The sequence below is a fragment of the Kitasatospora brasiliensis genome (genome assembly GCF_032654805.1).
Lineage (GTDB): Bacteria > Actinomycetota > Actinomycetes > Streptomycetales > Streptomycetaceae > Kitasatospora > Kitasatospora brasiliensis.
In genome coordinates, this window is record NZ_JAUOOW010000002.1 from 118,385 (window position 1) to 142,065 (window position 23,681).

General features: G+C 72.8%; 24 protein-coding genes. 10 read left to right on the plus strand and 14 right to left on the minus strand.

Features of this window, described 5'->3' with window-relative positions; all coding sequences use genetic code 11:
* Positions 1-75: 75 nt before the first annotated feature.
* Together QWJ13_RS08425 and QWJ13_RS08430 are read right to left on the minus strand one after the other, a co-directional pair.
* Positions 76-450, minus strand: a complete 375-nt coding sequence (locus tag QWJ13_RS08425; protein WP_316521993.1) for a hypothetical protein — start codon at positions 448-450, stop codon at positions 76-78.
* Entirely contained in the window at positions 447-2,099 is a 1,653-nt protein-coding gene (locus tag QWJ13_RS08430) for an AbeC-like domain-containing protein (protein WP_316521995.1), read from the minus strand. Before QWJ13_RS08430 ends, QWJ13_RS08425 begins: the two co-directional genes overlap by 4 nt.
* A gap of 215 nt (positions 2,100-2,314) precedes the next feature.
* Here QWJ13_RS08430 and QWJ13_RS08435 point away from each other — a divergent pair, with 215 nt between their 5' ends.
* Positions 2,315-3,037 (plus strand): FadR/GntR family transcriptional regulator, encoded by a 723-nt coding sequence (locus QWJ13_RS08435; protein WP_316521997.1) that lies wholly within the window; start codon positions 2,315-2,317, stop codon positions 3,035-3,037.
* Between the two features lie 66 nt (positions 3,038-3,103).
* Positions 3,104-4,360 carry a CynX/NimT family MFS transporter gene (locus tag QWJ13_RS08440; RefSeq protein ID WP_316521999.1) on the plus strand — a complete coding sequence of 419 codons (1,257 nt, stop codon included), beginning with the start codon at positions 3,104-3,106 and terminating at the stop codon, positions 4,358-4,360.
* A gap of 72 nt (positions 4,361-4,432) precedes the next feature.
* Here the strand turns inward: QWJ13_RS08440 and QWJ13_RS08445 are convergent, their stop codons facing one another.
* Genes QWJ13_RS08445 through QWJ13_RS08460 form a run of 4 tightly spaced genes read right to left on the minus strand, consistent with a single transcriptional unit; the run spans position 4,433 to position 8,004 of the window.
* A complete protein-coding gene (locus QWJ13_RS08445) occupies positions 4,433-5,149 on the minus strand; it encodes an ABC transporter permease (RefSeq protein ID WP_316522001.1) in 717 nt (238 codons plus the stop codon).
* A gap of 49 nt (positions 5,150-5,198) precedes the next feature.
* On the minus strand, positions 5,199-6,116 hold the full coding sequence (locus QWJ13_RS08450; protein WP_316522003.1) for an ABC transporter ATP-binding protein: 918 nt from the start codon (positions 6,114-6,116) through the stop codon (positions 5,199-5,201).
* A 27-nt stretch (positions 6,117-6,143) separates the two neighbouring features.
* Entirely contained in the window at positions 6,144-7,037 is an 894-nt protein-coding gene (locus QWJ13_RS08455; protein ID WP_316522005.1) for an ABC transporter permease subunit, read from the minus strand.
* Positions 7,021-8,004 (minus strand): ABC transporter ATP-binding protein, encoded by a 984-nt coding sequence (locus QWJ13_RS08460; RefSeq protein WP_316522008.1) that lies wholly within the window; start codon positions 8,002-8,004, stop codon positions 7,021-7,023. Before QWJ13_RS08460 ends, QWJ13_RS08455 begins: the two co-directional genes overlap by 17 nt.
* 245 nt (positions 8,005-8,249) lie before the next feature.
* Here QWJ13_RS08460 and QWJ13_RS08465 point away from each other — a divergent pair, with 245 nt between their 5' ends.
* Genes QWJ13_RS08465 through QWJ13_RS08480 form a run of 4 tightly spaced genes read left to right on the plus strand, consistent with a single transcriptional unit; the run spans position 8,250 to position 12,079 of the window.
* Positions 8,250-8,660, plus strand: coding sequence for a hypothetical protein (locus QWJ13_RS08465; RefSeq protein WP_316522010.1), 411 nt, complete (start codon positions 8,250-8,252; stop codon positions 8,658-8,660).
* Positions 8,661-8,673: 13 nt separating this feature from the next.
* Positions 8,674-10,956 (plus strand): hypothetical protein, encoded by a 2,283-nt coding sequence (locus tag QWJ13_RS08470; RefSeq protein ID WP_316522012.1) that lies wholly within the window; start codon positions 8,674-8,676, stop codon positions 10,954-10,956.
* Complete coding sequence (locus QWJ13_RS08475; RefSeq protein ID WP_316522014.1) at positions 10,953-11,555, plus strand: hypothetical protein; 603 nt, start codon at positions 10,953-10,955, stop codon at positions 11,553-11,555. The genes QWJ13_RS08470 and QWJ13_RS08475 overlap by 4 nt, the downstream gene beginning before the upstream one ends.
* The gene (locus QWJ13_RS08480) at positions 11,552-12,079 is read left to right on the plus strand and encodes a hypothetical protein (protein ID WP_316522017.1); all 528 of its coding nucleotides are present in this window, start codon (positions 11,552-11,554) and stop codon (positions 12,077-12,079) included. The genes QWJ13_RS08475 and QWJ13_RS08480 overlap by 4 nt, the downstream gene beginning before the upstream one ends.
* Before the next feature lie 28 nt (positions 12,080-12,107).
* On the opposite strand, the gene QWJ13_RS08485 is transcribed toward QWJ13_RS08480, so the two are convergent.
* The 4 genes from QWJ13_RS08485 to QWJ13_RS08500 form a co-directional block, all read right to left on the minus strand.
* Positions 12,108-12,734 carry a hypothetical protein gene (locus tag QWJ13_RS08485; RefSeq protein ID WP_316522020.1) on the minus strand — a complete coding sequence of 209 codons (627 nt, stop codon included), beginning with the start codon at positions 12,732-12,734 and terminating at the stop codon, positions 12,108-12,110.
* Between the two features lie 177 nt (positions 12,735-12,911).
* Positions 12,912-14,651: a hypothetical protein gene (locus tag QWJ13_RS08490; RefSeq protein ID WP_316522023.1), complete on the minus strand. Its 1,740-nt coding sequence runs from the start codon at positions 14,649-14,651 to the stop codon at positions 12,912-12,914.
* A 129-nt stretch (positions 14,652-14,780) separates the two neighbouring features.
* Complete coding sequence (locus QWJ13_RS08495) at positions 14,781-15,668, minus strand: LLM class flavin-dependent oxidoreductase (protein WP_316522025.1); 888 nt, start codon at positions 15,666-15,668, stop codon at positions 14,781-14,783.
* Positions 15,669-15,744: 76 nt separating this feature from the next.
* Positions 15,745-16,656 (minus strand): serine/threonine-protein kinase, encoded by a 912-nt coding sequence (locus QWJ13_RS08500; protein WP_316522027.1) that lies wholly within the window; start codon positions 16,654-16,656, stop codon positions 15,745-15,747.
* 87 nt (positions 16,657-16,743) lie between these two features.
* Between QWJ13_RS08500 and QWJ13_RS08505 the strand changes: the two genes are divergently transcribed.
* From QWJ13_RS08505 to QWJ13_RS08515, 3 genes are all read left to right on the plus strand, one after another.
* Positions 16,744-17,289, plus strand: a complete 546-nt coding sequence (locus QWJ13_RS08505; protein WP_316522029.1) for an RNA polymerase sigma factor — start codon at positions 16,744-16,746, stop codon at positions 17,287-17,289.
* Positions 17,286-18,095: a hypothetical protein gene (locus tag QWJ13_RS08510; protein WP_316522031.1), complete on the plus strand. Its 810-nt coding sequence runs from the start codon at positions 17,286-17,288 to the stop codon at positions 18,093-18,095. Before QWJ13_RS08505 ends, QWJ13_RS08510 begins: the two co-directional genes overlap by 4 nt.
* 94 nt (positions 18,096-18,189) lie before the next feature.
* Positions 18,190-18,873 (plus strand): hypothetical protein, encoded by a 684-nt coding sequence (locus tag QWJ13_RS08515; protein WP_316522033.1) that lies wholly within the window; start codon positions 18,190-18,192, stop codon positions 18,871-18,873.
* Positions 18,874-18,919: 46 nt separating this feature from the next.
* On the opposite strand, the gene QWJ13_RS08520 is transcribed toward QWJ13_RS08515, so the two are convergent.
* Positions 18,920-19,111 (minus strand): hypothetical protein, encoded by a 192-nt coding sequence (locus tag QWJ13_RS08520; RefSeq protein WP_316522034.1) that lies wholly within the window; start codon positions 19,109-19,111, stop codon positions 18,920-18,922.
* A 126-nt stretch (positions 19,112-19,237) separates the two neighbouring features.
* Here QWJ13_RS08520 and QWJ13_RS08525 point away from each other — a divergent pair, with 126 nt between their 5' ends.
* Positions 19,238-20,104 (plus strand): HAD family hydrolase, encoded by an 867-nt coding sequence (locus QWJ13_RS08525; protein ID WP_432277462.1) that lies wholly within the window; start codon positions 19,238-19,240, stop codon positions 20,102-20,104.
* On the opposite strand, the gene QWJ13_RS08530 is transcribed toward QWJ13_RS08525, so the two are convergent.
* From QWJ13_RS08530 to QWJ13_RS08540, 3 genes are read right to left on the minus strand one after another with little or no spacing between them, the layout of a single operon-like run.
* Positions 20,080-20,952 (minus strand): phosphate ABC transporter ATP-binding protein, encoded by an 873-nt coding sequence (locus QWJ13_RS08530; RefSeq protein WP_316522037.1) that lies wholly within the window; start codon positions 20,950-20,952, stop codon positions 20,080-20,082. The two genes, QWJ13_RS08525 and QWJ13_RS08530, sit on opposite strands and share 25 nt — an antisense overlap.
* Positions 20,953-20,974: 22 nt before the next feature.
* Complete coding sequence (locus tag QWJ13_RS08535; RefSeq protein WP_316522040.1) at positions 20,975-21,880, minus strand: class E sortase; 906 nt, start codon at positions 21,878-21,880, stop codon at positions 20,975-20,977.
* Positions 21,877-23,679, minus strand: a complete 1,803-nt coding sequence (locus QWJ13_RS08540) for a phosphate ABC transporter substrate-binding protein PstS (protein WP_316522041.1) — start codon at positions 23,677-23,679, stop codon at positions 21,877-21,879. Before QWJ13_RS08540 ends, QWJ13_RS08535 begins: the two co-directional genes overlap by 4 nt.
* Positions 23,680-23,681 lie beyond the last annotated feature (2 nt).

Below are 23,681 nucleotides of genomic sequence, written 5' to 3' on the forward strand. Positions count from 1 at the left end.
ATCGGGCCCTTCTCGTGATCGGGTCCCTCTTGTCGGTGGGCCTCTCCTGTCGGTGGGCCTCTCTTGTCGGTGGGCCTACGAGAGCAGCGACTCGACCGTCTCCTCCAGCTGCCGGATCTCGGCGGCCATCGCCGTGGTCGCCACGACGCCGTCCCGGGCCCGCTGGAGGAAGCGCCGCACCTGGTCCCAGCGCCGCGCCGGGGAGTCGACCTCGGCCTGGAGGTCCTCGGCGGTCCGCGCCGGGCCGCTGCCCGGCTCGCTCTCCCGGCGCAGCCGCTCGGCGAGCGCCAGCACCCGCCGGGCGAGCGCCTCCTCGTCCACCTCCCCCGCACCGGAGTTGACCGTGACCGAGGAGTTCCGGCCCGCGGCCACCGGCGAGTTGGTGAAGTTGATGTTGCCGCTGCCGCTGATGTGGAACCCCCCGGAGGTGGTCCGTTCCTCGCCGCTCATGGTTTGGCCTTCCCCTTCTCCGGGCCGCGGGGCGCGAGCATGGCGCGCACCTTGCTGCCCGCCCCGGCCGCGACCGGGGAGTTGACGAAGCTGATGCTCGCGTTGCCGGAGGTGAAGATGCCCCCGTTGTAGATGACGCTCTGGCGTTCGCGGAGTTCGGAGATGTCGACCTGGTGGTTCTCCAGGAAGTCGATCAGGGTGTCCAGGGTCCGCCGCTCGACGACCTTGGTGTACATCTGGTGGTCGATCTGCTGGTAGTAGCGGTGGAACTTCGTGTCGGCCGCCAGCTGCCGGATGCTGGTCAGGGAGCCGTAGTTGAAGGCGCTGAACCGGATCTGGCGCAGCTGGTCGCCGTTGGCGAGCCAGGCGGAGAAGGGCGCGAAGGGCAGCAGCAGCACGAATCCGGTGCCGCGCAGCATCCGCCCCGGCATGCTGGTGAGGGAGATCCGGGCCAGGGTGGCCAGTTGGCGCCAGGTCGGCCGGTCGAGCAGGTGGTCCACCAGGTGGTAGGCCTCCTTGACCGGCGGGAGCATCGAGGAGGCGCCCTCGACGAAGAGCAGGTCCTTGGCGGGGCTGAGGCCGAACCGGACGGTGCTGGTGGTCACCACCTCGCTGCCCCAGCCCGACACCGTCGTCACCAGGTAGGGCCGGGCCCGGGCGGTGCCGTCCTCCCGCAGCCGGTCGACGACGTTGGCGGGCAGGTCGGTGTGCGGCCGCTCGGTCGGCCTGGGCAGCAGGATGCGGCGGACGGCCGGGTCGAGGCCCAGCGCCAGGTCGGCGCCGCTGACGAAGATCCGCTCGGAGACGTTGACCTCGGGCAGGCCGAGCGACTCCACCGCCCTGGTGATCTCGGCGGTCAGCTCGGCGATGGAGAACGGCAGCACCCGGTCGGTGTGCTCGCTGGGCCGGTCCACCGGGATGGTGAAGTTCCAGGTGTTGAGCAGCCGCCCGTACCCGAGGAAGGGCTCGAAGCCGGAGAAGACCGTGACGTTGCCCTCGTGGTCCTGTCCGGCCAGTGCCCGCAGCCGCGCCTCCTCCTGGGGGCGGGCGGCGGGCGGCGCCTGGGCGGGGTCGAACACGGCCCGGCTCAGCCGGGGCTTGATCACGCCGAAGTAGGCGGTGAGCTGCTCGACGAGCACCACGGCCCAGGCCACCACCAGGAGCGGGAGCAGCACGATCGGCAGGCCGAAGGGGAGCCCGGTGTCCGGCTCGGGCACGGCGTAGCCGCCGGGGTAGTCGTAGACCGGGGTGGGCGCGGGCGGGGCGCTGTGCTCGAAGGGGTGGAGGAAGAACGAGGCGACGATGCAGGCCGCGATCAGCGCGAGCAGCACCTTGGCGGTGGTGTGCCGGGCCCGGGCGAAGACGGCGTAGCGCAGCACGCAGGCCAGGTCGACGTCGGGCGAGGAGGCGACGGCCCGGCGCGGCTCGCCGAGGACGGAGCCGATCGCGCGCCGGGCGAGGGCGCTGTCCATCTGCACGGCCGCGCACAGGTAGCGGGTGGCGTCGGTGGCCCGCTGCGGCGGCCGGCCGCGCACGGCCGGCGCGGGGCCGCTGTGGGTGCCGGGCCCGGCCCGGCAGCCGGTGCAGGGCATGCCCGGGGGGTTCTCCAGGCCGCAGGCGGAGCAGGTCCAGGTGTCGAAGGTACTCATGGTCGACCACCCTTCGGAGAGTGTCCGTTTCCCGTAAGTACCCACTCCGTGACGAAATCTGACCTGTCGTCAGGTAACGGATTTGTCGACCACGGGACCTTCGCATTCTCGGACCCCGACAGAGCCCCGGGCCAGTTGTAGGATGACCGGGCAAGAGGTTGTAGGATGACCGACGACCCAGTGAGGACGTACGCGGTGTGGAAGGGAGGTCCGGCATGAGCGGCGGTCTGCAGGCGGCCGGGCGGCGCTCCCTGGTGGACACCGCGATCGAGCAGCTGCGGGAGCAGCTCGCGGGTGGGGTGTGGCCGGTCGGGTCGCGGATTCCCACCGAGCACGAGCTGGCCGAGCAGATGCAGATCGGGCGCAACACCGTGCGGGAGGCGATCCGGGTGCTGGTGCACGCCGGAATGCTGGTCTCCCGGCAGGGCGAGGGGACGTTCGTCCGCTCCACCAGCGACCCGGCGTCCGTCCTGCGCGGCGTCCAGCGCTCGGGCATCCGGGACGTGCTGGAGGTCCGTGCGGCGCTGGAGACCGAGGGCGCCCGACTGGCCGCGCTGCGGCACACCCCCGAGGACATCCGGCGGATGCGGGCCGCGCTGGCCCGTGAGGCCGAGGTGTTCGCGACCAACCCCGAGCGGGCCAGCCGCGAGGCCACCGTCGAGCACGACCTGGAGTTCCACACCGCGGTCGTCGAGGCCGCGCACAACCCCGCGCTGACCGAGGTGTACCGCTACTTCGGCGCCTCCGTGCGCGAGGCGATGACGTCCGCGTTCGGCGACCACGAGATGCCCGAGGCGGCCGTGGCCACCCACGAGGCGCTGGTGGACGCGATCGAGAGCGGCGACCCGAACCGGGCGGAGGCGGCGTCCCGTGCGCTGCTCTCCGAGCCCACCGCTGCCGTCGAGCAGCTGCTCGCGGCCATCGCGGCCCGGAAGTAAGGACGGCGCGAGCCTCCCCTTCCGCCGCTGCGCATCCACGCACATTCACGAAAGAACAGCACGCCCATGGCCGTCACCCGTGCCCAGCAGCCGGTTGCCACCACTCCTGCCCCGCTCCCCGTCCGCGCCCGGCTGGCCCATCCGCTCCTGCTGCTGGTCGGCATCATGCTGGTCGCGGCGAACATGCGCGCCTGTCTGGCGGCCGTCTCCCCGATGGTCGGCGAGATCCAGCGGACCTTCGGCCTGTCCTCCACCGCGGCCGGCCTGATCACCACCGTCCCGGTGCTGTTCCAGGGCGTCGGCGCCCCGCTCACCCCCCGGCTGACCAGGCGCTTCGGCGTCGAGCGGGTGGTGCTCGGCGCGGTGCTGGTGCTGGGCGCGGGCGTGCTGCTGCGGGTGCTGCCCTCGGTGGCCGCCCTGTACGCGGGCTGCGTGGTGATCGGCGTGGCCATCGCGGTGCTGAACGTGTCGATGCCGGGCCTGGTCAAGCGCGAGTTCCCGGACCGCGCGGCCACCATGACCGGCGTCTACTCGACCACCATGCTGGTCGGCGCCACCCTCGCGGCCGGCACCTCCGTCCCGCTGGAGCACGCGCTCGGCGGCGGCTGGCAGGCCTCGCTCGGCGCCTGGTCGCTGCTCGCGCTGATCGCGGCGGTGGCCTGGCTGCCGCAGGTGCTGCGCGCCCGCCAGGAGCGCCGGCAGCAGGGTGCGGTGGCCGCGACGACCGCCGCGGCCGCGCCGAGCAAGCCGATCGAGGGCATCTGGTCCTCCCCGCTGGCCTGGCAGATCAGCCTCTTCATGGGCATCTCGTCGCTGCTGGTCTACATCCTGGTCGCCTGGATGCCGACCATCCTGGCGGACCACGGCATGGACCGCAGCCAGGCCGGTCTGGTCTTCGCCTTCTCCAACCTGGTGCAGGTGGCCGGCGCCTTCCTGGTGCCGCTGATGGCCGGCCGGATGACCAGCCAGCGCGCGCTGGCGGTGACCATGGCCTCCCTGAACGGGCTGGGCATCGCCCTGCTGCTGATCGCGCCGGTCTCCGGCGCGTGGGTGTCGGCGGCCATCCTCGGCGTGGCCCAGGGCGGCTCGCTGGGCCTGGGCCTGGCGTTCATCGTGCTGCGCACCCGCAACGCGGCCGGCGCCGCCCAGCTGGGCGGGATGTCGCAGGCGGTCGGCTACATCGTCGCGGCGGCCGGCCCGGTCGGCGCCGGTGCGCTGCGCCAGCTGACCGGCAGCTGGGACACCCCGCTGATGCTGATGCTGGTGCTGGCGCTGGTGGTCGGCGCGGCCGGCTGGGGCGCGGGCCGCAACCGCACCCTCTGAAGCCTCTGAGCCGTACAGGCACGAGCCCCGGACACCCGTGAAGGTGTCCGGGGCTCGGTGCTGGTACGGGGCCTACTCCTCGCCGGCCAGGGTCAGCCCGGCCAGCTTCACCGAGGCGAACACCGTCGCCGCGACGGTGACCACCAGCAGCAGCGGCACCGCCGCTGCGAGCGAGACGTCGGCGCTGATCGAGTTCTGCCCCGCGACCGCCTCCCCCACCGCCCGGCCCCACTGCTGGACGCTCAGCGTCCGGGCGCCCTGGACGAAGTTGCCGACCGTGGACTCCCAGATCAGGGCGTACGCCAGCCCGGCCACCACCGCGTGCCGGGTGACCACGCCGAGCAGCAGGAACAGCGCGCTGTACGCGGCCCCGGCGACCAGCACCGCCACCGCGTAGCCGAGCGCCACGCCGTCCTGGGTGCCGACCAGCAGCAGCCCGGCCAGCAGCGTCGGGACGACCGAGAACAGCCAGGTGACGCCGATCGCGACGGCCAGCTTGGTGGTGATGATCCGCCACCGGGGCAGCGGCTTGGCGAGCAGGTAGACGATCGAGCCGTCGTCGATCTCGGTGGCGATCACCCCGGTGCCGACCACCAGCCCGAGGATCGGCACCAGCGTGCCGAGGCCGAGGGCGCCGAGGACCCGGTCGGCCGTCTCGTGCGCGTCGGCGCTGGACGCGCTCGCGAGGGCCGCGACGGCCAGCAGCAGGGCGGGGGCCACCAGCAGCAACAGGCCGCGGCGGCGGCCCAGCAGCCCGCGCAGGGTCAGCCTGGCGACGGTGGGGTTCATGGTCGGTCGGCCCCTTCCTGGGCAAGAACAGCGGTCCTGGCGGTGGCGCTCACGCGGAGACCAGGTACGAGAAGACGCTCTCCAGCGATTCGTCCGCCGGGGAGACGGTGTACAGCCGGATGCCCGCCTCCCGGGCGACCCTGGGCAGCAGGGTGGTGAAGCCCTGGAAGTTCACCGCCTCGATCCGCAGCGCCCGCTCCCGCCCGTCCACCTCGATGCCGGTGGTCGAGCCGTCGGCGATCAGCGCGGCGGCGAGCCGCCGGTCGTCGCTGGAGCGGACCAGGTAGCGGTGCGGGCGGTCGGTCATCAGTCGGCGGATCTTGCGGAAGTCGCCCGATGCCGCGTGCCGTCCGGCGACCACCACCTCGATGTGCCGGGCCAGTTGCTCGACCTCCTCCAGGATGTGCGAGGAGAAGAGCACCGTGCGGCCGTCCGCGCCGAAGCGGCGCAGCAGGTCCATCAGCTGGAGCCGCTGGCGCGGGTCCATGCCGTTGAAGGGCTCGTCGAGCAGCAGCACGGACGGGTCGTGGACCAGCGCCGAGGCCATCTTGACCCGCTGCTTCATGCCCTTGGAGTAGGTGCCGGTGCGGCGGTCCTTGGCGTACGCCATCTCCACCAGGTCCAGCGCCCGACCGGCGGCGGCGCCCGGCTGGGGCAGGCCGTGCAGTTCGGCGTTGGCGAGGACGAACTCCCAGCCGGTCAGGTAGTCGTACATCGACTCCCGCTCGGGCACCAGGCCGATCTGCCGGTACACCTGCTGGTTGCGCCAGATCGGCGTGCCGTCCAGGGTGACGGAACCGCTGGAGGGGGCCAGGAAGCCGCTCATCATGTGGATGAGAGTCGACTTGCCCGCGCCGTTCGGCCCGAGCAGACCGGTGATCCCGGGCCCGATCTCCATGGTGATGTCGTTGACCGCGACCACGTTCCCGAACCAGCGGGAGACCTTGTCGATGGTGATGGTGGCCATGCCGCCCTCTCAGACACTGCAGTTGAATTAGACATGGCGATAGCGGCGCAGCAGCAGCCGGTACGAACCGACCACCATGGCCACCGCGACGAGCGCGAACACCAGCACCCCCAGGCCGCCCGGCGCGTGCCGGCGGTCCAGGCCGTAGCCGAGCCCGAACAGCTCGTTGACCAGGGACTCCACCAGGTCGGTGGGCGAGATCAGCGACATCCACTGCGCGGTGTCGGTGCGGCTGGGGCCGCTGATGCCGACCGCGATGGCCCCCAGCGCGGCGCTGACCGTCAGATAGCCCATGATCGCGGCCACCCCGAAGCCCCGGCGCGGAGTGGCGGCCGCGATCACCACGGCCACCGAGGTCGGCACCACGGCGTACAGCACGGCCGCGCACAGGCCGTACAGGAAGTGCCCGGTGTTGTGGGCGAAGTCCATCCCGCCGAGCAGCGCGCCGACGTACAGCACCAGCAGCGGGGCCGCCATCAGCAGCAGTTGGGCGCAGACCATGGCGCCGAACTTGGCCCGGACGTAGTCGGTGCGGGTGATCGGTCGGGAGAAGTAGAGCGGGACGGTCTGGTAGCGGAGGTCCCGGGAGAGCAGCACCGGCGCCTGGGAGGCGAGGAAGACCGAGATCACCAGGCTGAGCATGGAGAGGTAGCCCGGGTACTCGATCGGCAGCTCGTCGCGCTTCATCACCACCGAGAGCGCCACCATGATCAGCGCGGGCACGGTGACCACGCCCAGCACCAGCATCGGCAGCACCTTGGACTTGCCGGAGCGGCCGAGGCCGTACGCGGCGCGCAGGCTCTGGGTGAAGAGCGCGCGGGTGGCGTAGGAGCGGCCGAGCCGGGGGCCGGTGTAGCCGCGGTAGCCGATGTCGTGGATGACGCCGGTGTCGACGGGCCTGGTCTCAGGAGGCAGCGGCATCGTTCGTCCCTCCCCTGCTCTGTCGATCGGTCTGCTCCTGGGAGTCGGTGAAGAGCTCGGCGACCCGGTGCCGGCGCTGCTCCAACCGGACCAGGCCGAGGCCCAGTTCGGCGACGGCGTCGCGGATGGCGTCGTAGGTCGACTCGTCGGCCAGCCGCACCAGCAGCTGGTGCGAGCCCTCCGGCTGGACGGACAGCCCGGCCGCGGCGAGCCGCTCGCGGACCGCCGGGCCCGGCTCCCGGGAGTGGTCGTCCGGGAAGTCGCCGACCTCGACGGCGAGGACGGCCGTCACCTCGGTGAAGGAGGCGGTGGAGGAGGAGCGCAGCAGCTTGCCGCCGTCGATCACGACCAGGTGGTCGCAGGTGCGCTCCAGCTCGCCGAGCAGGTGGGTGGTGACCAGCACCGAGATGCCGAAGTCGGTGTGCACCCGGCGGATCAGCGCCAGCATCTCGTCCCGGCCGGCCGGGTCGAGGCCGTTGGTCGGCTCGTCCAGCAGCACCAGCTTCGGGTCGTGCACCAGCGCCTGGGCGAGCTTGACCCGCTGCTTCATGCCGGTCGAGTAGCCACCCATCGGGCGGTACCGCTCCTCGTACAGGCCGACGTGCCGCAGCGTGTCGGCGGTGCGCTCACGGGCGGCGGTGGCGGGCAGGCCCGCCATCCGGGCCATGTGCACCACGAACTCGGTCGCGGAGACGTCCGGTGGCAGGCAGTCGTGCTCGGGCATGTAGCCGACCCCGGCGCGGATCTCGGAGCCCTGGGTGGCGATGTCCAGGCCGAGGACCTCGCCCCGGCCGGAGGTCGCCGGGGCGAGCCCGAGCAGGATCTTGATGAGGGTGGACTTGCCCGCGCCGTTGGCCCCGACCAGACCGACCACGCCCGGCCGCACCTCGACGGTGAGCTGGTCGAGGGCGGTGACACGGGGGAACCTCTTGGTGAGGCCGTCCGTCTTGATGACAGCTGTGGACACGCTCACCAACGTAACGGGCTTGTGCCGTACGGGTCATGAGCTCGAATGACGAGGCCGCCTGATGCTGCGGTATGACGTCCGGTCCCGGCACCCCTAGGGGTTCGGCAAAAGCGGAGGCCCCCTGTACCCTTTGTCGAAATCTTGACCTACTTGACGGGTTCTTTGCCGACGGGGGTGCCGGAACAGCGAGCCGGCACGGAGGGGAAGCGAGCGACATGTCTGATCGGGCGAGCGCATTCGACCGAATGATGAACCCTTGGGCCTACGACGCGGACGGCAACCTGACCGCCCAGGCCCGCGCCCAGGAGACGGCCCGCACCCGGATCAACTCCACCTCGGCATCGGGCGGCGGAGGCGGCGGCGGCGACGGCTTCGCCGCCGACCCCAACGCGATCGCCACCGCGGGGAACAACTCCGACCAGATCCACGGCCGCCTCAACACCGACGGCCGGGCCGCCGACGAGGCCACCACCAAGGTCTCCACCTCGCTCGCCAACTGGAGCACCGGCAAGGCCGCCCAGGGCGCCACCAGCACCTGGGACGAGTGCGTCGCCGCGCTCGGCGGCACCATCGGCCAGACCACCCAGGCGCTGCGCGCCACCGCCGCCAACTACCAGCGCAACGAGTCGGCCACGCAGGCCGGCTTCACGGCCTGAGAGGAGCCCGGTCATGGTCGACTTCCACGAGCTCAGCACCGCCGACTTCGGCGTCCTGGACACCGCCTCCACCGCCTGGACCAATGTCGCCCTCAAGCTCCAGTCGTTGGACAACGACTGGAACAGCTCGGTGATCGCCAAGGTCAACTCCGCCTGCTGGACCGGCCCTTCGGCCGACCAGGCGCGCCCCGGCCTCCAGCGCACCAATGAGCAGCTGACCGCCGCCGTCACCGAGGCCAACGCCTTCGCCTCGATATTCAACGAGGCCTCGACCGAGTTCAAGGCGGCCAAGGCCAAGCTGGACAAGTCGGTCGCGGCCGCCCGGGCGGCCGGCCTGACCGTCACCGACAACGGCACCGTCAGCTGGCCCCCGGCCGACAGCGCCACCCGGCACGACTACGAGGCCATGCGGGACTACCAGCGCGAGTGGGGCGACAAGGCGGAGGCCGCCCGCAAGGCGATCGACTCGGCCGTCGCCGAGGCCACCGCCGCCGACGAGCGGATCGCCTACGCGCTGCGCGCCGACAGCGGCACCGACCCGCAGAAGTCCTTCAACGGCAAGGCCATCGGCGGCGGCCCCGAGGCGGACGGCAAGCGCGCCGCCCTGCTCGCCGCCAAGGGCGGGGACATCACCGAGCCCGAACTCGTCGAGCTGAACTCGCTGTTGGACTCGCACGGCAACGACCCGAAGTTCGCGACCAAGTTCTACCAGGACCTCGGCCCGGACGGCCTGGTCAAGACCTGGAACTCCATGGTCGGCGACCCGGCGCACCCGCGCGACGACAAGTCCGCCCGCTGGAAGGGCTACGAGCAGCTCCAGAAGAACCTCGGGCTCACCCTGGCCACCGCCACCCGCACCACCAACGAGCCGCACCTGTCCGACGAATGGAACGCCGCCTTCCGCAAGGCCGGCTCCCAGCCGGTCTGGGACAAGCCCTACCGGGCCTCCGGCATGGACTACGTGCCGTACGGCTACCAGGTGCTCTCCGGCATCCTGATGAACGGCGACTACGACGCCCACTTCATCAACCCGGTCGCCGAGCACGTCACCCAGCTCGACACCAAGGACCGGTACTGGCCGGCCCCGATGCCCGGCTCCCCGATCCAGGGCTTCAACCTGATCGGCGGCACCGAGGCCGGCGCCGGCTTCCGCCCCACCACCGCCATCCTGGACGCGCTCGCGCACAGCCCGGAGGCCGCCACCAAGTTCTTCACCGACCATCCGACCGCGTACAACGAGGACGGCACGGTCAACCAGGGCGGCAAGCCCAAGCCCGCCGACTACTTCACGTACTTCTCCCACGACAAGGACTGGGTCCCCGACACCAGCGCCCGCGACCCCAAGGTGTGGGACACCAGCAAGGCGGCCGGTCCGGCCGCCTTCGGCCGCGCCCTGGAGGCCGCCACCACCGGCCACCCGTACGACCAGCCGGGCCCCACCCCGCCGACCCCGCACACCGGCGAGCAGTCCGACCTGATGAAGCGGGTCGTGGACACCTTCGGCCGGCACGGCGGCGACGGCGCGCTGGACGACATCAAGGGCGACGGCAAGCTCGCCGCGATGCGCGGCAGCCTCGGGCACATGACCGCCGAGTACATCGGGGACGTGCAGAACTCCCTCTCGCACGGGCACGACCTGCCGGTCAACGGCTCCCCGGCCACCCTCAACGCCTCGTCCGTGGCCGGTCTGCTCGACGCCCTCGGGCGCGACCCGGAAGCCTACGGCGCGGTGACGAACGCCAACCAGGCGTACACCACGGCGCTCATCCGCGGCCATCTGGACAGCGGGCAGACCGACTTCGCCCGGCTGGAGTCGGACATCAAGCACAACGCCGAGTCCGGCGGCGTCGTCAGCGGCTACCTCAACCAGGCCCGGGTGGACGAGGTGCAGAACCAGCACGCCCACTCCGACAAGGAGTTCAACGACGCGCTGGAGAAGAACGTCGGCTACGGCAAGGACGCCTTCAACGCCGTCATCGGCTCGGTGACCGACAAGATCCCGCTCGGCGGCGAGATCGCCGGCGCGCTGGTCGACGAGATCGCCGACAGCGTGATCGAGGCCAACAAGCACGACACCACCGAGGACGGGCGCCAGGAGAGCCGCGACCACACCGCCGAGGCCGAGGGCCGGGTGGCCAAGGGCGCCGACCAGGCCGTCCGGGACGCCGGCTCCGGCACCGCGATCTCCCGCGAGGACCTCGACCGGCTCGCCAACAGCGCCCGGGACAGCGCCCTCCAGGGCATGTCGCGCGGGACGGCGAACAACGTCAGCACCAACCAGAAGGGCGACGCGTGAGCGGCCTCGCCACTCGCTGGGGCCGGTTCCTGGCGAACCGGTGGGCCGGGCGGCTCCAGGACCCCCTGGTGCTGCCCGGCGTGCTGGTGGTGGCGGTGGCCGCCGCCGGGTTCGTCGGCTACCGGGACTGGCAGGACCACCGCCCGGTCGAGGGCCCGGGCCGGTCGGCGTACCTCTGCCGGCTGCCCACCGGCCCCGACACCCCGCTCGGGCGACTGCTGCCGGACGGCGACCAGGACTCCGAGGAACGAACGGATTCCGTCCTCGGCCACGACCCGCGGAGCTGCGTCATCCGGATCGACGGGCGCACCGTGCTCACCCTCACGTCCGTCGGGCGCCAGGGCGGACTCGCCATGCCCTCCGAGGTCGCCAAGCATCCGGACGCGCGCCCCTTCGACACCGGCCTCGGCGCCTCGTGGCCGGGCGGCGCCGCCGTGGCCGCGAACTGCCTGACCGGGAAGAACAAGACGAACGACTACTTCGAGCTGGAGATCGTCGCCGGGGAGGCCGTCCGCACCCCCGGCGACGGCCTCCAGGCCGGTCTCGAACAGCTCGCGCGGGCCGCGCTGGACGAGCCGAGGAAGGAACAGTGCTCATGAAGCACCCCAGGGCCGTGATCGCGGGCGGGGCCGCGCTGCTGCTCGGCGGCGGCCTGCTCGGCTGGCACCTCTACCTCGACCACACCGCCTACCGGCCGCCTACCGTCGCCCTGACGCACGGCGAGTGCGGGGGCCTGCTGGACGGCCCGGAGGTCGCCAAGGTGCTGGGCGGTGCTCCCCGGGTCTACGTGCACACGGAGTTCCGGAAGGCGGACGAGACCACCCCGGCCTCCATCCGGTGCTCGGTCAACGGCGAGGACGGGCGGCTGCTGATCGCCGAGGCGTCGTTCGGCGGCGTGCGGGCCGGCGGCGACAGCCTCGGCGCGGCCGAGTTCCAGTGCACGCTGGACGGCAAGGGCACCGGCTACCGGGCCGTCGTCGAACTCAACGGCGCGAACGGGCAGTTGCTCGCCGACGGCCCCGGCCGGGAGCTGATGGGCAAGGTGGCGGGCGGCTTCGCCGAGCGCGCCGCCCGGACGCGGCTCGGCTGCACCGGAGGCGCCGAGCAGCTCACCGTGAAGTGAGCGGCTCGGCGCTGCTCCTGACGTCGCATCAGCTGTGCGGGCGCTCCCACAGGTCGGTGACCTTGCCGGAGGCGTCCAGCGTCACCTTGTAGTCGCCGCCGCCCGCACACGGGTAGACGCCCTTGCTGGCGGCCGGATCGGCGATGCACTCGCTGACGTGCTTCGCCAGGTCGGCCGCGTTGACGTCCTTCGACGGGACCATCACCGAGTTCAGGTGGATCTTGACGGTGGCCGCGAACGGCGCGCTCTTGTCCGCGCCGACCGGCTCGAAGATGACGTCGTTGATGCCGCAGGCGTCCTTGGTCTCCTTGTAGACCAGGGTCGTCGCGGTGGTGGCCTTGCCCGGGATCACCCACTTCTGCCCGGCGGGCAGCGGGTCGGAGGTGCAGAAGCCCTCCGGCTCGTCCGAGGCCTTGGCGCTCGGCTTGCCGCTGGGCTTGGCGCCGGGCTTGCCGGTGGGCGCGGCGCTCGCCGAGGCCGCTCCGGTCGGGGCGGTGCCCGCCGGGGCGGCGCTCGTCGGGGCGGTGGTGGCGGTGGCCGACCCGCTTCCGGCGCCCTGGTCCGAGGAGTTGTCCGGTCCGCAGGCCGCCAGGCCGAGCGCGGCGGTGGCGGCCAGGGCGGCGACGAGCAGTCTGCTGGAGCTGGAAGAAGGCATGACGAAGGATCCCCCCGTGGTAACACATGATCAGATCATCGGTGCGGCCGACAGACTAGCGCCTCGTTCCGACAGCGCACCGGCGGCACGGCGGCGCACCGCCCGGAAACGGCGACGGGTGCCACCTCCAGGAGGTGGCACCCGTCGAACGGGATCGCGCTCAGGCCAGGACCGGGATCAGGGGCGGTCGGCGAACTTCGCCGGAGCGATCGGCCGTCGCAGCGGGTTCACCAGCGGGGTGCTCCCGGCCGCCGACGGCGCCGGAGCGGCCGACTTGGCGGTGGCGGCGGCCTTCGCGCCGACGCCGGTGGTGTAGTAGCCGAACATGTCGATCACCACGTCCGTGCTGCCCACGTGGTTGAAGGTGTCCACGTAACCGTTGGCCCCCACCGTGGCGTTGACCATGTTGGGGATGGTCTGGCCCTTGGTGAAGTTCAGGTTCGAGGCGTCCGGCAGCCCGACGCCGGTCGGGGCCGAGTCCGCCGGAGCGCCGTCGGGGTACACCGTGACGTAGCTGTCCATGGTCGGGTTGGTGACCGTCACGTTGAGCAGCAGCGAGCCGATGCCCCAGGTGCTCGGCTTCATGCCCCAGCCGAGCAGCGAAGTACCGCCGGCCAGCGGGCGGTTGTCCACGCGGGTGTCGTACTGCCGCTCCGGGGCGCCGGTGACCAGCACGCCGTCGGTGGTCTGGCCGCTGGTGTCCGGGACGAAGTAGCCCGCGGCGTCGACCACGATGTCGACCGGCGCGAACGCCGAGCTGAAGATGTCCACCATGCAGCCGCTGCCGAGCTGGGCGACCGCCATGTTGGAAATCGTCTGCCCGGTGGCGAAGTTGAGGCTCGACGCGTTCGGCAGCGCCTGGCCGTGCGGGTAGACGGTCAGGAAGCCGACGCCCTTCGGGTCGGTGACCGTCACGTTGAGCGCGGCTGCCGTGGCGTCGTACGGGATCCGGGCCTGGCTGCACAGGTTGACCGTGACGGTGCCGCGGGCCGGCACGTGGGTGGCCCGGGTGTCCAGCACCCGCTTGGGGGTGAAGCCGGTGTAGACCGCCCCGGTGGTGTCCGGGACGTAGTAACCGGTGACGTCGGCGATCAGGTCGAGGTTGCCGTCCGAGCCGTTGAGCATCTGCACGGCGCCGCCGGCCCCGACCTGGACCGTCACCGCGTTGGGGATGGTCTGCCCCACGGTGTGGTTCAGGTTGGAGGTGATCGGGGCGGACTGGCCGGCCGGGTAGACGGTGACGAACCCGGTGTCGGCCGCGTCGACCGCGGTGACGTTCATGACCACGGCGACGGCGTTCGCCGGGATGCCCGCGGTGCCGGCGACCTTCAGCGTGGTGACGCCGCGGCCCCGGAGCGTGGTGCCGTTGCGGGTGTCCAGCAGACGCTGCGGCGCCATCGACACGTAGGTGCCGGCGCTGCCCACCGAGATGTCCAGCGGCTTGGCCAGCGGAGTGCCGGCCGCGCCGTAGCTGTGGGTGCCGTTCGCGTCGGTGACGGCGATCTCCAGCGCGTACAGGCCGGGCTGGCAGCCCGTCGGCACCGCGCCGCTCGGGCCCTGGGTGGCCGCGGCGGCGGCGAACGGCAGGTTCAGCGAGACCGCCGTCGACAGGGTGCCGTCCGGGAAGGTGGCCGAGGCCGTCGGCGCGCAGCCCTGGGCGCCCGGGCCGTGCGCGGTCACCGTGACCTTGGAGATCGCGATCGCGTCGGACACCGGGAAGGACACCGGCGCGGTGCCCCCGGCCGGCGTCAGCTGGCTCTGGAAGGAAACGTCGCCGATCGTGATGGCGTCGGCCTGCGGGGTGGCGGCCGAGGCCACGGGGGCGACGAGGCCCGCCGCGGCGATGCCGGTCACCGCCGACAGCGCGACAGCGGTGGACCGGCGCAGCCGGCGGCCTCGGGATATGTCTCTGGTCATGCCGTCCTTCGTCTTGGACTCGACACACGCGGCCGGGGCATGGGAAGTACGCGACTCCAGAACCACTCCCCCGGGAAATCGCCCAGATCCTAGCCGCCCCCGCCGACACCGCCGCCGACGGGAGGGGGCTCAACCCAGCTGGGCGAGGCCCTCGGTGGCGATCCGCTCGAAGACGTCGAGGTCGTTCGCATAGATCGAATCCGGGATCGGCCAGTGGATCGCCAGCTCGGTGATGCCGAGCTCCCGGTACGTCCCCGCCCAGTCGACGAAGGCGTCCACCGATTCCAGCGGCTTCTCCGCGGTCGAACCCTGGAGCAGCACCTTCTCCAGCTCGGCCACGTCCCGGCCCCGCGCCTCGCAGGCCTCCGCCAGCTTCTCGATCTGCCGCGCGATCACGCCGGGCGCCTGCTCGACGGGCACGTTCGCGGGGCCCTTCGGGTCGCCGTACGTCACCCAGCCCTGCCCGTGCTCGGCGGCCAGCCCCAGCCCGCGCGGGCCGGCCGCGGCGACGTAGAACGGCACCCGCGGGGTCTGCGCGCAGCCGGGGATGTTGCGGGCCTCGACCGCCGAGTAGTAGGTGCCCTCGCGCGTCGTGGCGTCATTGGTCAGCAGCTCGTCCAGCAGCGGCAGGAACTCCCCGAAGCGGTCCGCCCGCTCCTTCGGCGACCACGCCCGCTGCCCGAGCGCCGTCGCGTCGAAGCCGGTGCCGCCGGCCCCGATGCCGAGCGTCAGCCGCCCGCCGGACACGTCGTCCAGCGTGATCAGCTCCTTCGCCAGCGTCACCGGGTGCCGGAAGTTCGGCGAGGTCACCAGCGTGCCCAGCCGCAGCCGCTCGGTCGCGCACGCCGCCGCCGTCAGCGTCGGCACCGAGCCGAACCACGGCTCGTCCTGGAACGAGCGCCAGCTCAGGTGGTCGTAGGTGTACGCGGCGTGGAAGCCCAACTCCTCGGCCCGCCGCCAGATCTTCTGCCCCTCGCCCCACCGGTGGACGGGAAGGATCACAGTGCTCAGTCGCATGCCGCCGACCCTACGCGCCCGCGTGCGGATGGTCGGCGAGAGCGACGGGTGGACCGCCGTCATCGTCGCCGCGGAATCAACGCGGCAGCCAGCTCAGCAGGGTCGTCGCCGCGAACACCGCGCCCGCCGCCAGACAGACCGCGCGCATGGTCGGCCACCGGGGGCCTTCCGGGGGCTGGGGCTGCGGGACCGGGGCCAGCAGCGCGTCCGCGAAGGCCTGGGCGGTCGGCGGTCGGTCCGCCGGCTCGACGGACATCGCGGTCCGCAGCAGCACGGCGACGTTCGCCGGGAGCTCCGCCCCGGCCGGGAGCGCCGGCAGCGTCGAGGCGGTCTGCCAGTCGGCCATCAGGGCCGTGGCGCGTCCGCCCGGGCCGAACGGCTTCTGCCCGGTCAGCAGCTCGTAGGTCACGACGGCCAGCGCGTACACGTCGGCCCTCCCGTCGAACCCGCCGGTCTGGAAGGCCTGTTCCGGTGCCATGTACGCGGGCGTGCCCGTGGTCACCGTGAGCCCGGACGCGTCGGCCAGTCGCTTGGCGCTGCCCAGATCCGCCACCAGCACCGCGCCGGGCGCGGGGTCGGCGGCGAACAGCAGGTTCGACGGTTTGACGTCGCGGTGCACCACGCCCGCCTCGTGCAGGACCTGGACCGCGTAGCCCGCCTCCGCGGCCAGCCGCAGCGCCTCCTGCGGATCGCACTGCCCGACCCGGTCCGCCAGGGTGCCGCCGCGTACGTAGTCCATGACGAAGTAGGGCCGGTCCTCCTGCACCCCGACGTCGTGCACCCGGACCACCCGCGGGCTGGCGATCCGGCGCAGCAGCCTCGCCTCCGCCAGGAACCGCTCCCGCACATCCGCGTTGGCGGCCCAGTTCTCGGCCAGCACCTTCACCGCGACCTCGGTGTCGAGCTCCGGATCGTAGGCCTTCCAGACCGTCGCGAAGGAGCCGGCTCCGAGCCGCTCCACGAGGAGGTAACGGCCGAGCTTGCGCATGTGGCAGCATTCTGCCGGAGTCGAGGGGTGTACGGAACTCCCGTTCGACGAACGGGATGCCGGGCGGGACGAATCGGGGGGATCCGGGTGTTCGAGGACGGGGAGCTGGAACGGCTCGTGACGGCCGCTCAGGCCGGGGAGCCGGGGTCGGCGGAGTACCTGCTGGCCAAACTGCGACCGGTGGTGCTGCGCCGCTGCTCGCGCTTCCTGCCCCACCACGCCGACGCCGAGGAGGCCGCGCAGGACGCGCTCCTGTCCATCAGCACGCACCTGGGCGAGTACGGCGGCCACGGCTCCTTCCTGGGCTGGGTGACGGTGATCGCCTCGAACGCCGCCCGGTCCACCTACCGCTCGATGCGCCGGCGCGCCGAGGACAGCCACGCCGACCTCCCCGAGTCCGTCGACCCGCGCACCACCAGCGTCATCGCCGGGACCCGGCTCGACCTGATGGAGGCGCTGGCCGCGCTGGAACGGCAGCACCCCACCCTGGTGGAGGCCTTCGTGCTGCGCGACCTGTGCGACCTGACCTACGTCCAGGTGGCCGAGGAGCTGGACGTTCCGTTGGGCACGGTCAAGGACCGCATCCACCAGGCCCGCCGCTTCATGCGCGAGCGCCTGGTCACCGGCCGGTGAACGACGGTCCCGCGGCGGGCCGCGGCCACGCCGTCGTCCGGCGCCGGTCCGCCGTCGCCGCCCTGGTGGCCGCGGCCGCGCTCGGGCTGGCGACCGGCCGATTCCTCCTGCCACCGCCTCCCGGCGCCACCACGCACCCGGCGGCGTCCGCCCTCGCGACGCCCGGCGGGTCCGTCCCGACGTCCGAGTCCTCGGCCTCCGGCTCCGCCACGCCGACCGGTGCGACCGGGCCGGTGACGGCCGCGAACCTGCTGGGACCGGCGGCGTTCGGCCCGGACGTCGACCCCGGGCGGATCCACGTCACCGACCGGTACGGCGACGGGTCCTACGCCAATGCGGCCTGCACCGGCGAGAAGACCCTCATCCAGACCCTGGGCGGGCGCGGTGCCCACTTCCGCGGACTGATGACCAGCACCCGCACGTCCCCGGACGACCCGACGGTGGCCGCCGAGAGAGACGGCCAGGTCGCCCGCGAGACCGTCGCCGAGACCCGAAGCCCTTCCCTGGCGCAGAACGCCGCCGACCGCCTGCTGCTGGAGCAGGTGCCCTGCCAGGAGTCGACGCCAGGGCACTGGGTCTACGGAAGGACCACGACGGTGCGGCTCGCCCCGGACGTCGCCGCGAACTGGATGGGCAGCTACCAGGGCGACCTCAACACCACCGGTACGGCGCCCGAGGGCAAGGAGCCCTGCGGCGGCGTCGCCGTGCTGCGCAGCGGCAGCCACTACGGGGTGCTGGAGGTCGATGCCTGCCTGGGGACGGCCGCGATGGACCGCGTCGTCAGGACCGCTCTGTCACAGCTGTGAAACAGCCGGTCGGGGCTCCAACTTTCCCCTCCCCGGCGGCATCTCCCCGGTTGTACGAGGACGCAGCAGGCGTCCCGACCAGCAGGGGGACCAGATGACCGAGAACCAGACCGTCCAGCAGAAGTCCGTTCGCCGCAACCGGCTCGCCGCCGCGGCCTGCTTCGCCGCCTCACTGATCACGGTCAGCGTCGTCGGCACCCAGTCGGCCACCGCCGACGGGGCCGCGCACAAGCCCGCCCGCCCGGCCTCGGTCGCGGTCGCCGCGTCCGGACTCGGCTCCGCCCAGCTGGTCCAGAGCCAGGACTTCCCGCAGGGGCTGAACCCGGTCGGCGCGACCATTTCGCTGACCGGACGCGAGGGGCTGTCCGCGTGCTCCGGCGAGACGACGATGCGCGACCTGACCAAGGGCACGGCCACCGGGTACGCGTCCGTGACCTGGACCCTCGACACCGACGGCCGGCTGAGGGAGTCGGCCGCGAGCGCCCCCACCGGGACCTCGGCCGACACCTGGGAGCAGCAGCTCGTCGGGCTCGTCCAGGAGTGCCAGAACGAGCCCGCGGGCCACTGGTACTACGGCGCGACCCACACCCTGGCCACCACCGGCGGCACCGCCCACTGGTACTTGGCCTACAACGGCGACGGCAGCGCCAGCGGCGGGGCCGCGGTCCTGCGCAGCGGCGACAAGGTCGCCGTCGTCGAGCTCACCGGCCGGCCCACCGACACCCCGGCCCAGGTCGAAGGCCTCGTCACCGCCGCACTGAACCGCCTCCACTCCTGACCGGCGGCCCCGCTCCGCCCGCGCCGGCGGGCGGAGCGGGTGCCCGCTACGGGTGGGGACGGGTGCGTTGGGTGGGGAGGGTGGGGGCCGTGGGGGTGCGGCGGGCGAGGTCGGCGAGGGTGTGGAAGAGGACGTCGCCGAGCAGGACCGGGTCGCGCGAGGTGTCGAGGCGCGGCGCGGTCGGGGTGTCGGGGTGGGCGGTCTGGGGCGGCTGGTCACGGAGCTGGCGTGTGGGCATGGCTCTTCCTGCCGACGGGATGGCCGTGGCCGGTTCATGCCCGCCGTAGCCGGGCGGCCACCGCGGGGGCGGGCGGATCGGCCGGAAAAGGGCGTAGGAAGGGCTTGATCACGGCATCGGCGGCCGATGGGCGAAGATGGAGCGGTGACCGAACCCCGTACCGCGCCCCGTCTCGTCGCCACCGACCTGGACGGCACCCTGCTCTGCTCCGGCGGCACCGTCACCGCCCGCACCGCCGCCGCGCTGGCGGCGGCCGAGGCGGCCGGGGTGCAGGTGGTGTTCGTGACCGGGCGCCCGCCGCGCTGGATGCAGCAGGTGAGCCCGCACATCGGCGGCCACGGGGTGGCGATCTGCTCGAACGGCGGCGCGGTGGTGGACGTGCGGCGCGGCGAGCTGCTGGAGACCTTCCCGCTGCCGGTGGAGACGACCCTGGCGGTGGTCGAGGTGCTGCGGGCCAAGCTGCCCGGCACGGCGTTCGCCTTCGAGTACCCGGCCGGCTGGGCCCGCGAGGCCGGCTACTCGGTGCCGATGTGGGGCGACGAGCTGGAGCACTACGTCGGCCCGGCGGAGGAGCTGCTGGGCGCCGGCGGGCCGGTGCGGGGCCTGTTCAAGCTGCTGGCCAAGCACCCGGACCTGGACCCGGACAAGTTCCTCGCCGAGGCCCGGGAGGCCGCCGGGCACCTGGCCGAGATCACCCGTTCCGCGTCGATCCCGCTGCTGGAGATCAGCGCGCCCGGCGTCACGAAGGCGAGCACGCTGGCCCGCTGGTGCGCCGGGCACGGGATCGACCGGAGCGAGGTGGTGGCCTTCGGCGACATGCCGAACGACCTGGAGATGCTGGCCTGGGCCGGCACCGCGTACGCCGTCGCCAACGCCCATCCGCGGGTGCTGGCGGCGGTGCCGCTGCACACGGTGAGCAACGAGCAGGACGGCGTCGCGGCGGTGCTGGAGCAGCTGCTCGAACTGTCTCAGCCGAAGCGGCCGTTGACGTAGTCCGAGGTCCGCTGGTCGCTCGGGTTGCCGAAGATCCGCTCGGTCGGCCCGGCCTCGACGATCCGCCCCGGGGTGTCGTGGGTGGCCAGGAAGAACGCGCAGCTCTGCGAGACGCGTTGGGCCTGCTGCATGTTGTGGGTGACGATCACGATGGTGAGCCGCCCGCGCAGTTCGTCGATGGTTTCCTCGACCCGCCGGGTGGAGGTCGGGTCGAGCGCGGAGCACGGCTCGTCCATCAGCAGGATGTCCGGCGAGACGGCCAACGACCGTGCGATGCACAGGCGTTGCTGCTGTCCGCCGGAGAGCGCCCCGCCCGGGGTGTGCAGCCGGGTGGACACCTCGTCCCAGAGTCCGGCCCGGCGCAGGCTGGTCTCCACCAGGTGCCGGCGCTCCTCCTTGGAGACCTTGATCCCGGCCAGCTTGAGCCCGCTGGAGACGTTGTCCTGGATGGACATCGCCGGGAACGGGTTGGGCCGCTGGAACACCATGCCGATCCGGCGCCGCACCTCGGCGGGGCGCCGGCCGGGCCGGTAGACGTCGTCGCCGTCCAGCAGCACCTCCCCGGCCAGGGCGGCGCCGCGCACCATCTCGTGCATCCGGTTGAGGATGCGCAGGTAGGTGGACTTGCCGCAGCCGGACGGGCCGATCAGCGCGGTGACCTCGCCGGCCGGCATCGCCAGCGAGACCCGCTCCAGCACCTTGCGGCTGCCGAACCAGGCGGAGACGTCCCGGGTCTCCAGCCCGGCCAGCGCCTCACCGCCCACGGGAGGCGGGACAGCGACCGGGGGCAGGGTGATGGTGTCGGCGACCGGGTCGGTCGCCGGGGTGGTCAGTGGTGCGTCGGTCATCGGGGCAGCCTCCGGGCGCGCGTCAGTAGAGGTTGGGCAGCAGGGCGGCGGCGTTCTCGTAGACCGCCCAGAGCAGCGCGCCGACCACCGGCGCGAGGCTCAGGTACGCGGCCGAGCGCCGCCAGTACCGGGCCAGCACCAGGGCGCCGGCCACCGCCCCGAGCAGGCCGAGGGACCACAGCTGGAGCGCGGCCAGCGCGCCCTTGTCCGCGGCCAGCGCCTTGTCGTACGGGACGGTCGCGGGCCGGCCGCCGGGGTTCTGCTCCGGGTTGCCGTCCAGCCGGGCGCCGACCAGCACGGTGGAGCCGGGGATCCAGTCGGAGTCGCCGGTGACCAGCACCAGCCGGTTGCGGGCCGGGTCGGCGATCGGGTGGTCGCCGTCGCCGTACACGTTGACGGTGTAGGTGAACTTGCCCTGCCCGGTGGTGGCTTCGATCCTGTCGCCGACCCGCAGCCTGGACAGCGCGGCGAACGGCGCGCCAAAGGTGGCGCCGCGGCCGAAGACCACCGCGACCCCGCGCTGACCGGGCAGCGCGGTGTCCCGGCGGTGGCCGGGGCCGCGCATCAGGTCCCGGCCGGTGGTGCCCTCGACCACCACGGCCTGGTGCAGGCCGATCGCCGGGATGTCCAGCAGCGCCACCGGCTCGCCGTCGGCGGCCGCGCCGGTCGGGGCGACCGCCCGGGCCAGCTGGTCGCGGAAGGTCTTGTACGCGGTGGACTGGTAGTGCCGCTCCTGGACGTTGGAGAGGGTGAACAGGAACCCGACGAAGCCGAGCACCAGCGCGGCCGCCAGGCTGACCGCCCAGGCGCCCTGGAGGAACCGCCGCCGCCCGGCGGGGACGGCGGGGCGGGCCGGGGCGGCGGGCCCCGCGGGGGCGGGCACCGGCGCGGGCCGAGCGGTCGGCTTCTCCAGCACCGGGGCGGTCACGAGGTGCCGTCCGAGCCCTTGCGGCCGTGCAGCAGCCGGCGGCCGAGCAGCGGCGGGATGAGCACCAGGGCGAGCAGTTCCAGCGCGGTGAGCGAGGACAGCATCCAGTCCTCGGGCTTGCCGCTGACCTCCACCACGTTGGCCGCCACCTCGGTGGCGCCGCCGCCTCGGCCGCGGGCGACCACCTGGCCGGTCTGCGGGTCGATCACGTCTCCGGTGCCGTCGCCGGTGCCTCCGGCGGCGTTCGGGTCCCCTCCGGCCGCATCGCCGGTGGCGTTCGGGTCCCCTCCGGCGCCACCGGTGGCGTTCGGGTCGCCGCCGGCCGCGCCGCCGGCCGTACCGCCGCCGCCCCCGGCGCCGCCGTTGCCGCCCTGGCCGCCGCTTCCACCGGCCCCTCCGCCGGTGCCGCCGGATCCCGAACCGGCCGACACCGGCTGGCCGTTGCAGCCGACCGTGGCGTTCTTCTTGTCGCACTCCTGCGGCATCGGCGCGTTCTTCAGCACGGTCAGCTCACCGGCCGCGTTGAAGGTCGGGTTGGCGCAGTTGGCGAGGGTGTCCGGGTTCACCGGGCTGGCGTTGCCCGGGATGCTCTTGGTCTGGAGCAGTCCGCCCCTGACCAGGCCGCGCGGGATCGGCGAGTAACCGAGGCCGTCCGCCTCGCCCTGGCCCTCGCAGAGCACGTAGGCCAGGAAGCGGCTGAGCGCGGAGCCCTTCTCGGGGGTGAACCGGGCCTGCACCGGCAGGTCGGTGCCGGCCCTCGGCACGATCAGGTAGCTGTAGCTGGAGATCGGGTAGGCGCGCGGGTCGGGCATCGTGTAGACGCCGTCGAGGTTCTGCTGGAGGTAGTTCGGGTCGCTCGGCGGGGTGTTGTCGTCGACGCCGCGGATCTTCGCCGCGGTGAGCGCCACCGCGACGTTGGAGGCGGTCGGCAGCGAGTAGTAGCCCGCCGCGTTGAGCACCTTCACGACCGGCCAGTTGCTGCGCTTGGCGAAGGCGTACTCGTCGTAGCCGATGGTGCCCTTGTTGGTCGGCTCCTTGATGTAGCCGGCCACGGTGTCGGAGCTGCTCTGCGCGGTCATCCGGCCGGAGGCCGGGAAGAACTCGGTGTAGTCACCGCAGGGCACGCCGTTGATGGACTTGCAGTACTCCTCCCACTGCGCCTGGTGGGTGTGCTGCATCCACCGGGTGAACTGCGCGGTGGCGCCGGAGCCGTCCGAGCGGACCACCGGGGTGATCGGCAGGTTGGGCAGGGCCTTGCCGTAGTCGGCGGTGATCTTCGGGTCGTTCCAGTTGGTGATCTTGTTGGTGAAGATGTCCACGAGGGTCTGCGGGGAGAGCCGCAGGTCGCGGACCTGCTTGCCGCCGACGACCAGGTTGTACATGAAGGTCGTACCGCCGGCGGTGACCGGCACGTACGAGAAGCCGTACTTCGGGTCCTCCTTGGTACCGGCGCCGCTGCGGCGCTTGTCGTCGCTGAGCCCGGTGTCGTCCTGCGAGCGGAACGGCACGTCCGAGGCGGTGAAGTCGTCCTTCCCCTGGGCCCAGCTGGTGCGGCCGGCCGCCGAACCGGTCGGGCTGAAGTTGATCTGGATGCCCTGCGGGCCGACGTCCTGGCGCCACTGGTCGATCGCCGGACCGGCCCAGCTGGAGCCGTCCGCGGACAGGGCGACCGAGGCCGCGTACGCCGGGGTGCTCTGCCCCGGCAGCAGGGAGGCCGCGGCGAGCAGCAGGGACAGCAGCCCCGCCGCCAGTCGGGCCACGGAGCGCCTTGCGGCCTCCCAGGACATGTGAACTCCCATGG

Bases quoted from the DNA above. Each gene is read 5' to 3' on its own strand.
- QWJ13_RS08425 (WP_316521993.1), bottom strand. From the start codon at position 450: ATGAGCGGCGAGGAACGGACCACCTCCGGGGGGTTCCACATCAGCGGC.
- QWJ13_RS08430 (WP_316521995.1), bottom strand. From the start codon at position 2,099: ATGAGTACCTTCGACACCTGGACCTGCTCCGCCTGCGGCCTGGAGAAC.
- QWJ13_RS08435 (WP_316521997.1), top strand. From the start codon at position 2,315: ATGAGCGGCGGTCTGCAGGCGGCCGGGCGGCGCTCCCTGGTGGACACC.
- QWJ13_RS08440 (WP_316521999.1), top strand. From the start codon at position 3,104: ATGGCCGTCACCCGTGCCCAGCAGCCGGTTGCCACCACTCCTGCCCCG.
- QWJ13_RS08445 (WP_316522001.1), bottom strand. From the start codon at position 5,149: ATGAACCCCACCGTCGCCAGGCTGACCCTGCGCGGGCTGCTGGGCCGC.
- QWJ13_RS08450 (WP_316522003.1), bottom strand. From the start codon at position 6,116: ATGGCCACCATCACCATCGACAAGGTCTCCCGCTGGTTCGGGAACGTG.
- QWJ13_RS08455 (WP_316522005.1), bottom strand. From the start codon at position 7,037: ATGCCGCTGCCTCCTGAGACCAGGCCCGTCGACACCGGCGTCATCCAC.
- QWJ13_RS08465 (WP_316522010.1), top strand. From the start codon at position 8,250: ATGATGAACCCTTGGGCCTACGACGCGGACGGCAACCTGACCGCCCAG.
- QWJ13_RS08470 (WP_316522012.1), top strand. From the start codon at position 8,674: ATGGTCGACTTCCACGAGCTCAGCACCGCCGACTTCGGCGTCCTGGAC.
- QWJ13_RS08480 (WP_316522017.1), top strand. From the start codon at position 11,552: ATGAAGCACCCCAGGGCCGTGATCGCGGGCGGGGCCGCGCTGCTGCTC.
- QWJ13_RS08485 (WP_316522020.1), bottom strand. From the start codon at position 12,734: ATGCCTTCTTCCAGCTCCAGCAGACTGCTCGTCGCCGCCCTGGCCGCC.
- QWJ13_RS08490 (WP_316522023.1), bottom strand. From the start codon at position 14,651: ATGACCAGAGACATATCCCGAGGCCGCCGGCTGCGCCGGTCCACCGCT.
- QWJ13_RS08495 (WP_316522025.1), bottom strand. From the start codon at position 15,668: ATGCGACTGAGCACTGTGATCCTTCCCGTCCACCGGTGGGGCGAGGGG.
- QWJ13_RS08500 (WP_316522027.1), bottom strand. From the start codon at position 16,656: ATGCGCAAGCTCGGCCGTTACCTCCTCGTGGAGCGGCTCGGAGCCGGC.
- QWJ13_RS08515 (WP_316522033.1), top strand. From the start codon at position 18,190: ATGACCGAGAACCAGACCGTCCAGCAGAAGTCCGTTCGCCGCAACCGG.
- QWJ13_RS08520 (WP_316522034.1), bottom strand. From the start codon at position 19,111: ATGCCCACACGCCAGCTCCGTGACCAGCCGCCCCAGACCGCCCACCCC.
- QWJ13_RS08525 (WP_432277462.1), top strand. From the start codon at position 19,238: ATGGGCGAAGATGGAGCGGTGACCGAACCCCGTACCGCGCCCCGTCTC.
- QWJ13_RS08530 (WP_316522037.1), bottom strand. From the start codon at position 20,952: ATGACCGACGCACCACTGACCACCCCGGCGACCGACCCGGTCGCCGAC.
- QWJ13_RS08540 (WP_316522041.1), bottom strand. From the start codon at position 23,679: ATGGGAGTTCACATGTCCTGGGAGGCCGCAAGGCGCTCCGTGGCCCGA.